Annotated in this window: 7 protein-coding genes, 1 pseudogene and 1 other annotated feature; all 8 genes and pseudogenes read right to left on the bottom strand. The window is 35.6% G+C overall.

Annotated features, from left to right (window positions below):
* Window positions 1-123 (bottom strand): annotated as a pseudogene (locus ACXQH5_RS10830) (30S ribosomal protein S12); the annotation flags it as partial.
* Window positions 124-220: 97 nt separating this feature from the next.
* Complete coding sequence (locus tag ACXQH5_RS10825; RefSeq protein ID WP_000031892.1) at window positions 221-475, bottom strand: ribosomal L7Ae/L30e/S12e/Gadd45 family protein; 255 nt, start codon at window positions 473-475, stop codon at window positions 221-223.
* 136 nt (window positions 476-611) lie between these two features.
* A complete protein-coding gene (gene rpoC, locus ACXQH5_RS10820) occupies window positions 612-4,208 on the bottom strand; it encodes a DNA-directed RNA polymerase subunit beta' (RefSeq protein ID WP_001819727.1) in 3,597 nt (1,198 codons plus the stop codon).
* Window positions 4,209-4,371: 163 nt separating this feature from the next.
* Window positions 4,372-7,923 carry a DNA-directed RNA polymerase subunit beta gene (gene rpoB / locus ACXQH5_RS10815; protein ID WP_000918667.1) on the bottom strand — a complete coding sequence of 1,184 codons (3,552 nt, stop codon included), beginning with the start codon at window positions 7,921-7,923 and terminating at the stop codon, window positions 4,372-4,374.
* Between the two features lie 214 nt (window positions 7,924-8,137).
* Complete coding sequence (locus tag ACXQH5_RS10810) at window positions 8,138-8,746, bottom strand: class I SAM-dependent methyltransferase (protein WP_000020296.1); 609 nt, start codon at window positions 8,744-8,746, stop codon at window positions 8,138-8,140.
* 174 nt (window positions 8,747-8,920) lie between these two features.
* Window positions 8,921-9,289: a 50S ribosomal protein L7/L12 gene (gene rplL / locus ACXQH5_RS10805; RefSeq protein ID WP_001273586.1), complete on the bottom strand. Its 369-nt coding sequence runs from the start codon at window positions 9,287-9,289 to the stop codon at window positions 8,921-8,923.
* A gap of 42 nt (window positions 9,290-9,331) precedes the next feature.
* Complete coding sequence (gene rplJ / locus ACXQH5_RS10800) at window positions 9,332-9,832, bottom strand: 50S ribosomal protein L10 (RefSeq protein ID WP_001273085.1); 501 nt, start codon at window positions 9,830-9,832, stop codon at window positions 9,332-9,334.
* Window positions 9,833-9,869: 37 nt separating this feature from the next.
* Window positions 9,870-10,016: a sequence feature (ribosomal protein L10 leader region), on the bottom strand.
* Between the two features lie 87 nt (window positions 10,017-10,103).
* Window positions 10,104-10,796: a 50S ribosomal protein L1 gene (rplA, locus tag ACXQH5_RS10795; protein WP_001074619.1), complete on the bottom strand. Its 693-nt coding sequence runs from the start codon at window positions 10,794-10,796 to the stop codon at window positions 10,104-10,106.
* Between the last annotated feature and the right edge of the window lie 106 nt (window positions 10,797-10,902).

Below are 10,902 nucleotides of genomic sequence, written 5' to 3'. Positions count from 1 at the left end.
TGGTGAGTTTAAGTCAGTAAATTTTTTCTTTTTACTGTTGAAACCTTTATTTAAAGCTGGAGAATCTGATTTTTTGATTTTGCTTTGTCTTGGTTTACGTACTAATTGGTTAATAGTTGGCATGTGATATGTCCTCCTCTCTTCACTTTTTAATCCCACACATCCAGGTGGTTCATTTTTAGGTTAAATAAAATTTAGTAAGTAAAACACTTACTAATTCTCATTTAATCAATGCTACTATTGTCGCATTGACGTTAATACCTACATGTTTACCCAAAGCATGTTTGCTTTTGAAAAAAGATACAGGTATATTTTTCTGATTGATTTGGCTTAACACGCGAGTCATTAAATATACTTCAACGTCTTCAGCAATAATCAAAGATGTAACTTGATCTTTCTTTAACGCTTTAAGCGTTTCTTTAAGACCAACTACAAAATGTTGTTTGTTAAAGCGTGCAACTTTTTCCTTAGACAATAATTTATCCTCCAAAGTTCTGCTTGCATCAACCTTTAATATATTAACATTGAACAAGAGAATTCGTCAACATTAAATCAAATAATTTACATAAAAATAACAAGAGGCTAAAGCCTTAGCCTCTGTTATATACTTGTTATTCCGTTACTTCAGTTTGAGATTCAACTTCTGCAACTGGTTTAGCTGTTTTTTCGTATTTTACGTCGCTATAACGTCTCATACCAGTACCAGCTGGAATTAACTTACCAATAATTACGTTTTCTTTAAGACCTAATAAGTCATCACGCTTACCTTTAATTGCTGCATCTGTAAGAACTCTTGTTGTTTCTTGGAATGATGCTGCAGATAAGAAACTTTCTGTTTCAAGTGATGCTTTAGTTATACCAAGTAATACTGGTTTAGCTGTTGCAGGGCGCTTACGGTGTTTAAATGCTTCTCTATTTGCATCTGTAAAGTTATGAATATCAACTAATGAACCTGGTAATAACTTCGTATCACCTGCTTCGATAATTCTAACTTTACGTAACATTTGTCGAACCATAACCTCAACGTGTTTATCGTCGATTTCTACCCCTTGCATACGGTAAACTTTTTGTACTTCTTTTAATAAGTAGCTTTCAGTCGCGTTTAATCCAGCAACAGATAAGTAATTCTTAGGTTCAATAGAACCTTCAGTTAATACTTCACCACGTTGTACTGGTTGACCGATTTCTACAATAATTCTTGAAGTACCTGAAGCAAGGTATGATCTTGTTTCATTAGCACCTTTAACAACAATTTCTTGTTGTCTATCTTTTGCTAATTTAATATCTTCTACGACACCTTCGATTTCCGTAATTACCGCTTGACCTTTAGGGTTACGTGCTTCGAAAATCTCTTGAATACGAGGAAGACCTTGTGTGATATCGCTACCTGCTACCCCACCTGTATGGAATGTACGCATTGTAAGCTGTGTACCTGGTTCACCGATAGATTGGGCTGCAATTGTACCAACTGCTTCACCAACTTCAACTTTTTCACCAGTAGCAAGGTTTTTACCGTAACATTTTTCACAAACACCATGTCGTGCGTTACAAGTAAATGCTGAGCGAATATACATTTGTTCAATACCAGCATCTGTAATTTTCTTAGCAATTTCAGGTGTAATTAATTCATCAGGACGAATGATAACTTCATCAGTTTCAGGATGACGAATTGTTTCTTTAGAATAACGACCTTCAATACGTTCGATAAATGGTTCAATCATTTCTGTACCTTCTTTAATATCAGAAACTAATAAACCTCTATCAGTACCACAGTCTTCTTCACGAACAATAACATCTTGTGCCACGTCAACAAGACGACGAGTAAGATATCCTGAGTCAGCTGTTTTAAGTGCTGTATCGGCAAGACCTTTACGTGCACCGTGAGTTGAGATGAAGTATTCAAGTACTGTTAAACCTTCACGGAATGAAGATGTGATTGGTAATTCGATAATCTTACCAGATGGTGCGGCCATCAATCCACGCATACCTGCTAACTGTGTAAAGTTAGATGCGTTACCACGGGCACCTGAATCACTCATCATGAAGATTGGGTTAGTTTTATCAAGTGATTGCATCAATTCACCTTGAATTTGATCTTTTGCATCTGTCCAAATTTCAACAACTGCATTATATCTTTCTTCTTCAGTGATTAAACCACGATTGAATTGTTTTGTAATTCTGTCGACTAATTTTTCATGCTCATCAAGTATTTGTTGCTTATCAGGTAATACTACGATATCAGCAACACCTACTGTAATACCAGCTTTAGATGAGAATTTGAATCCTAAGTCTTTCATACGGTCTAACATCATTGATGTATCAGTGATGCTAAATCTGTTGAATACTTCTGCAATAATATTACCTAAGAATTTTTTGTTGAAAGGTTCAATTAATTCTTCATTTTCAAAGTATTCTTTTAATCCACCTTCACCTAAAGTTGTAGGATCGATGAAGTATCTGTTTGGTGTCTTTCTTTCTAAGTTTTCTTGCGTAGGTTCATTAATATAAGCAAAAGAATCTGGAATGATTTCATTGAATATAATTTTACCTACTGACGTAGCAAGAATCTTTTTGTTTTGTTCTTCAGTAAATGTTGGATTGTTGAATGAACTTGCATGTACACCAATTCTTGTGTGTAAATGTACAAAGCCATTTGCATATGCTTTTAATACTTCATTTGTATTATTAAAGATTGCGCCTGTATTTACTGCATCTTTTCTTTCTAAAGTAAGGTAATAGTTACCAAGTACCATATCTTGTGATGGTGTAACTACTGGTTTACCATCTTTAGGGTTCAAGATGTTTTGTGCTGCTAACATCAACATTCTTGCTTCAGCTTGTGCCTCTTTTGATAAAGGAACGTGAACCGCCATTTGGTCACCATCAAAGTCAGCGTTATAAGCTGTTGTTACAAGTGGATGTAGACGAATCGCACGACCTTCAACTAAAGTTGGTTCAAATGCTTGAATACCAAGTCTATGAAGTGTTGGTGCACGGTTAAGTAATACAGGATGTTCTCTAATTACTTCTTCCAATACGTCCCAAACTTCATCATCCATGCGTTCGATTTTACTCTTCGCATTTTTAATGTTAGTTGCAATTTCACGTTGAACTAATTCTTTCATTACGAATGGTTTAAACAGTTCAAGTGCCATTTCTTTTGGTAAACCACATTGGTACATTTTCAAGCTTGGACCTACCGCGATAACTGAACGTCCTGAATAGTCAACACGTTTACCAAGTAAGTTTTGACGGAAACGACCTTGTTTACCTTTTAACATATGAGATAAAGATTTTAATGGACGGTTACCTGGACCAGTAACTGGACGACCACGACGACCATTATCAATTAAAGCGTCAACGGCTTCTTGTAACATACGTTTTTCGTTTTGAACGATGATACCAGGTGCACCTAAATCTAATAAACGTTTCAAACGATTGTTTCGATTAATTACACGACGGTATAAATCGTTTAAGTCACTTGTTGCAAATCGTCCACCATCTAATTGAACCATTGGACGAATTTCTGGTGGGATGATTGGAAGTACATCTAAAATCATCCATGAAGGTTTGTTACCTGAATTACGGAATGATTCAACAACTTCTAAACGTTTAATTGCACGAGTAAGTCTTTGACCAGTAGCTGATTCCAACTCATCGCGTAACAATTTAAGTTCTTCGTCAAGATCAATCTCTTCAAGTAAATCTTTAATACCTTCTGCACCCATTTTTGCAACGAATTGACCTGGGTATTTATCATAATAATCTCTGAATTCAGCTTCAGATAATAAAGTTTTCTTTTCTAAACCAGTTGGACCTGGATCTACAACAACATAAGAAGCAAAGTAAATAACTTCTTCTAATGCTCTTGGTGACATGTCAAGTAATAATCCCATACGACTTGGTATACCTTTGAAATACCAAATGTGAGAAACTGGAGCAGCAAGTTCAATGTGTCCCATTCTTTCACGACGTACTTTAGATTTAGTTACTTCAACTCCACATCTGTCACAGACCATGCCTTTGTAGCGAACACGTTTGTATTTACCACAACTACATTCCCAGTCTTTTGTAGGTCCGAAAATTCTTTCACAGAATAGACCATCTTTTTCAGGTTTTAATGTACGGTAGTTGATTGTTTCAGGTTTTTTAACTTCACCAAAAGACCAAGAACGGATTTTTTCAGGTGAAGCCAATCCTATTTTCATATAATGGAAATTATTTACATCAATCAAGGAGCCTACCTCCTTCAATTTAGATTAGCTGTGCTATTTGATTGATTTGCATTTATTTAAAATGGCTTAAAGTACTAAACTGAATCATCAATAAAATTCAGCTTAGTATCTTTTTGCCTGTTTTGTAAATTGCGTATTAATCAGTAACTTCTTTTTGTGTTTCAGGAGCATCATTTTGTTGTAAATCTACTTTGCGTTCTACAACATCATCGTCATCAACGTCTGTCATTTCGATTTCATTATCTTGCTCATCCATAACTTTTACATCTAAACCTAAACTTTGTAATTCTTTCATCAATACTCGGAATGATTCTGGAACACTTGGTCTAGAGATGTTTTCACCTTTAACAATAGCCTCGTATGTTTTCACACGTCCTACTGTATCATCGGATTTGTAAGTTAAGATTTCTTGTAATGTGTATGCAGCACCATATGCTTCAAGTGCCCATACCTCCATCTCACCGAAACGTTGTCCACCGAATTGCGCTTTACCGCCAAGTGGTTGTTGTGTAACAAGTGAATATGGTCCAGTTGAACGCGCATGTAATTTATCATCAACCATGTGCGCAAGTTTCAACATGTACATTACACCTACTGAAATACGGTTATCGAATGGTTCACCTGTACGTCCATCATAAAGTACAGTTTTACCATCACGAGCCATACCAGCTTCTTCAATTGTTGACCATACATCGTCATCGTTTGCACCGTCAAATACTGGTGATGCAACGTGAATACCAAGATTTTTAGCAGCCATACCTAAGTGTAGCTCTAATACTTGTCCGATGTTCATACGAGATGGTACACCAAGAGGGTTTAACATGATATCAATCGGACGTCCATCTGGTAAGTAAGGCATGTCTTCTTCAGGAACAATCTTAGAAATGACACCTTTGTTACCATGTCGACCACACATCTTATCACCAACATGAATTTTACGTTTTTGAACGATATATACACGTACTAATTGGTTTACACCAGGTGATAATGTATCGTCGCCTTCTTCACGATTGAATACTTTTACATCAAGAACGATACCGCCAGCGCCGTGAGGTACACGTAATGAAGTATCTCTAACTTCACGTGCTTTTTCACCAAAGATTGCATGTAACAATCTTTCTTCGGCAGTTAACTCAGTTACACCTTTAGGCGTTACTTTACCAACTAAAATATCTCCATCTTTTACTTCTGCACCAATATAAACGATACCACGATCGTCTAAGTTCTTAAGTGCACTTTCAGAAACATTAGGAATATCTCTTGTGATTTCTTCAGGTCCTAACTTAGTATCACGTGCTTCTGATTCATACTCTTCAATATGAATAGAAGTATACACGTCATCTTTCACAAGTCTTTCACTCATGATAACGGCATCCTCATAGTTATAACCGTCCCAAGTCATGAAACCAACTACTACGTTTCTACCTAATGCCATTTCTCCTAATTCCATAGATGGTCCATCTGCTAAAATCTCGTTATACTCAACAACATCTCCAACTGCAACGATAGGACGTTGGTTGTAACATGTACCTGAGTTTGAACGTTTAAATTTAGCTAATGGATAGCGATCTAATTCACCTTCATGCTCAACGCCGTTCTCTTCAACTAGACGACGTACAAGAATTTCATTAGATTCAACATGTTCAACACGACCTCTGTGCTTAGCTGTAATAGCTGCACCAGAATCACGTGCTGCAACGTGTTCCATACCTGTACCAACAAATGGTGCTTCTGGATTCATCAAAGGCACTGCTTGACGTTGCATGTTCGCACCCATCAATGCACGGTTTGAGTCATCATTTTCTAAGAATGGAATACATGCTGTCGCTGCTGAAACAACTTGTTTCGGCGATACATCCATATAATCCATTTTTTCTTTAGCCATAACTGTATTGTTACCACGGAAACGACATACAACTTCATCATCCATGAAACGACCATTTTCATCTAATTTAGAGTTTGCTTGTGCTACAACATAGCTATCTTCTTCGTCAGCTGTTAAATAGTCAATTTGATCAGTGATAGCATGTGTATCTAAATCAACTTTACGATATGGTGTTTCAATAAAGCCGAATTCATTTACACGTGCATAACTTGATAATGAGTTAATCAATCCAATGTTTGGTCCCTCAGGTGTTTCAATTGGACACATACGGCCATAGTGAGAGTAGTGAACGTCACGTACTTCCATTTGAGCACGTTCACGTGTTAAACCACCAGGTCCTAATGCTGATAGACGACGTTTATGCGTTAACTCAGCTAATGGATTTGCTTGGTCCATGAATTGTGATAATTGAGAGCTACCAAAGAATTCTTTAATAGATGCAATAACAGGTCGAATATTAATTAATTGTTGAGGTGTGATAGACTCAGTATCTTGAATTGACATTCTTTCACGTACAACTCTTTCCATTCTTGATAAACCGATACGGAATTGGTTTTGTAGTAATTCACCTACAGAACGTAAACGACGGTTACCTAAATGGTCAATATCATCTGTATATCCAATACCGCTTAATAAGTTAAAGAAGTAACTCATTGAAGCAATGATATCTGCTGGTGTAATACATTTAACTTCTGAGTCAGGGAAAGCATTACCAATTACAGTTGTCGTACGACCTTCATCATCGTTAGGAACATATACTTTAATTGATTGAATTTCTACTGGCTCGTCTATAACGCTACCATGCAATTCAAACACTTCGCTGTTTGCGTTTGATTCAAGTACATCCATGATTTCGTCGATTTTACGACGATCAAGCACTGTACCTTCTTCAACTACAATTTCACCAGTCTCAGTATTCACAATTGGCTCAGCTAATTTTTGATTGAATAAACGATGTTTTAAATGTAATTTTTTGTTTGTTTTATAACGACCCACGCTTGCTAAGTCATAGCGTTTTGGATCAAAGAAACGTGAATACAATAGACTTTTAGCATTTTCAACAGTTGGTGGTTCACCTGGACGTAAACGTTCATAGATTTCTAATAACGCTTGTTCAGTGTTTTCAGTGCCGTCTTTCTCTAAAGTATTACGTAAATATTCATTGTCACCTAAAAGGTCAACAATTTCTTGGTCACTTGAGAAACCTAATGCACGTAACAATACTGTTAATGGTAGTTTACGTGTTCTATCAATACGCACGTATACAACATCTTTAGCATCTGTTTCATATTCTAACCATGCACCACGGTTTGGAATAATTGTTGCATCATAGTTTTCACGACCATTTTTGTCGATTTTTTCATTGAAATAAACGGATGGTGAACGAACTAATTGAGATACGATTACACGTTCTGCACCATTGATAACGAACGTACCTGTATCAGTCATTAATGGGAAATCACCCATAAAGACTTCTTGTTCTTTAACTTCTCCTGTTTCTTTAATGATTAGACGCACTTTTACACGAAGAGGTGCAGCATAAGTAGCGTCACGGTTTTTAGATTCTTCTAAATCATATTTTGGTTCTCCTAAACGGTAATCCACAAACTCTAATGACAAATTACCAGTAAAATCTTCAATTGGAGAAATGTCTCTAAACATTTCGATTAAACCTTCTCTTAGGAACCACTCGTAAGATTTAGTTTGAATTTCTATTAAGTTTGGTAATTCTAATACTTCTGAAATTCTCGCGTAGTTTCTACGTTTACGATGTCTTCCATATTGGACAACTTGACCTGCCAAACAGATTCACCCCTCAAAAATTATGTGATCCGCTTTTAGCTAAATACCATAAGCATATTAATAAAAAGACAAAAAGAAAACGGCAACACTAATGATGACACCATTTTCGATTCTATATTTATTCTTAATTAACTTATCTATTTAACGTAAAAGTACACACTTATTGAACATAAATTTTTACATTATATAACTATAACAGAATATCCATTTCATTTCAAGCTTTTATACTTCTCAGAATGTAATATCCTTTATCTTTATTTACCACTTCTACATTTCCAAAAAGTTCATTCATTCTTTTCTTTGCAGATGGCATACCTTGCTTCTTCTGAATTACAACGAATAGTTCACCGTTCGATTCTAATCTATGTAATGCTTGCTCGAATATACGATGCACGGTTTCTTTCCCTGCTCTTATTGGTGGATTGGTTAAAATAAAATCAAAACTTTTGTCTTCCACAGCAGACAAAGCATCACTTTCCTTTACGATCACATTATCAATACCGTTTAATTTTTTGTTTTTTTCAACTAAGGCTAGCGCTCTGTGATTAACATCTAGCATTGTAATTGAATGATGTGGTGATACTTTAGCAATCATCAAACCAATTGGTCCGTAACCACAACCAACATCGGCAATTCGCTTACTTGGACCAGGTGGATGCGTTTTTAAAAAAGTTTGAACAAGAACATCTGAACCATAATCTACTTTATCTTTCGAAAACACTCCGTTATCAGTTATTAAATCAATTTTATGATGTTTTAATTGATATTGAATACGTTGTTCATTGCTAATTACACTTGGATCTTCATCATAATAATGACTCATTATTCCACCTCATCTTCACTTTGTAACTCGTCATTATAATTATAACATTTCACTCAGTCTTTAAATGAATAAAACCCCGTTATCAAAATAACGGGGTTTTAACTTCTCAAAGAATCATTATATTATAGCAATACTTGCTATAAAACTTTGATTATTAAGTTTAAGATACTTGAATTATTTTAATTCTACAGTAGCTCCAACTTCTTCTAATTGTTCTTTAAGTTTTTCAGCTTCTTCTTTAGGTAAAGCTTCTTTGATTACTTTAGGAGCTCCGTCTACTAATTCTTTAGCATCTTTTAATCCTAAACCAGTTGCTTCTTTAACAGCTTTAACAACTTTGATTTTAGATGAACCAGCTGAAGTTAACTCAACGTCAAATTCAGTTTTTTCTGCTGCAGCATCAGCGCCACCAGCTGCACCTGCTACTGCTACTGGAGCAGCTGCAGTTACACCAAATTCTTCTTCAATTGCTTTTACTAAGTCGTTTAATTCTAATACTGACATTTCTTTAATCGCTTCAATGATTTGTTCATGATTAGCCATTTTATAATTCCTCCATTATTTTTAATTTTTTTACGCTAAAAATTATTCAGCGTTTTCTTCTTTTTGTTCTCCAATAGCTTTAACCGCATAAGCGAAGTTGCGTACAGGAGCTTGTAATACTGATAAAAGCATAGATACAAGACCATCGTGTGAAGGTAATGAACCAACAGTTTTAACTTCTTCTGCTGTAATAACATTGCCTTCCATAACGCCTGATTTAATTTCTAATGCTTCATGATCTTTAGCAAATCCAGAAATTACTTTCGCTGCAGCTACAGCATCTTCGCTTGAAGTTGCAATAGCAGTAGGACCTGTTAAGAATTCATCTAAGCCTTCGATACCAGCTTTTTCAGCTGCACGACGTACCATAGTGTTTTTGTATACTTTATACTCAACACCAGCTTCACGTAATTGTGAACGTAAGTCAGTAACTTCAGCTACTGTTAATCCACGGTAGTCAACGATTACTGTTGAAACTGAATTTGATAGTACCTCAGCAATTTCATCAACTAGTTGTTTTTTAGCTTCAATGATAGCAGACATTCAGACACCTCCATTTAAATTTTTGGTGCTTTTTTTAAAATTAATAAAAAAAGCACTTTCTACCCACGGCAAAAAGTGCTTGAAAGATCATAGATCATCACGTTCAAGTCAATTTTAGCCTCGGCAGGATAAGTTTTAAGTTATAAATAACTCCTACTGTCTTAGGTAAAATAATCACAATAAGTAATATAACTTGGAAATTACTCATTGTCAATATATTTTTACAGACTGAAAGATATTTCTTTCAGCCTGTAATTGTTTATATCATTTATTATTTGAAACTTGCAGTATCAATTTTAACTCCAGGACCCATTGTTGTAGTTACAGCAACAGATTTGAAGTATGTACCTTTAGCAGATGATGGTTTAGCTTTAGCTAATACATCTTGTAAAGTATTGAAGTTTTCAATTAATTGTTCATCAGTAAATGAAACTTTACCAATTGATGCATGTACGATACCAGCTTTTTCAGCACGGTATTCTACTTTACCAGCTTTGATTTCTTCAACAGCTTTTTTAACATCCATTGTTACAGTTCCAGTTTTAGGGTTTGGCATTAAACCTTTTGGTCCTAATACACGACCTAATTTACCAACTTCACCCATCATATCTGGTGTAGCAACTACTACATCGAAGTCGAACCAACCTTGTTGGATTTTTTGAACGTATTCTGCTTCACCTACATAGTCAGCACCTGCTGCTTCAGCTTCAGCAATTTTGTCACCTTTAGCGAATACTAATACACTTTGTGATTTACCAGTTCCGTTTGGTAATACAACTGCACCACGGATTTGTTGGTCATTTTTACGTGTATCAATTCCTAAACGGAATGCAACTTCAACAGAAGCGTCAAAGTTAGCAATGCTTGTTTCTTTAGCTAATTTAATTGCTTCTTCAACACTGTAGTGCTGAGTACGGTCAACTTTACTAGCTGCTTCTTGATACTTTTTACCTTTTTTAGCCATTTATAGTTCCTCCTTTAGTGGTTTTAGCGGAATTTCCTCCCACATTACTTGCTAGATGCAAGTTAAGAGCAGACAACAGAAGAATTAATCTTATGAATAAATCAAT

It is taken from the genome of Staphylococcus sp. SA22, assembly GCF_054165785.1.
The sequence above is the reverse complement of the archived record's forward strand: the minus strand, read 5'-3'. Positions and strand labels throughout refer to the sequence as shown.

Bases quoted from the DNA above. Each gene is read 5' to 3' on its own strand.
- rpoC (WP_001819727.1), bottom strand. From the start codon at position 4,208: ATGAAAATAGGATTGGCTTCACCTGAAAAAATCCGTTCTTGGTCTTTT.
- ACXQH5_RS10810 (WP_000020296.1), bottom strand. From the start codon at position 8,746: ATGAGTCATTATTATGATGAAGATCCAAGTGTAATTAGCAATGAACAA.
- rplL (WP_001273586.1), bottom strand. From the start codon at position 9,289: ATGGCTAATCATGAACAAATCATTGAAGCGATTAAAGAAATGTCAGTA.
- rplJ (WP_001273085.1), bottom strand. From the start codon at position 9,832: ATGTCTGCTATCATTGAAGCTAAAAAACAACTAGTTGATGAAATTGCT.
- rplA (WP_001074619.1), bottom strand. From the start codon at position 10,796: ATGGCTAAAAAAGGTAAAAAGTATCAAGAAGCAGCTAGTAAAGTTGAC.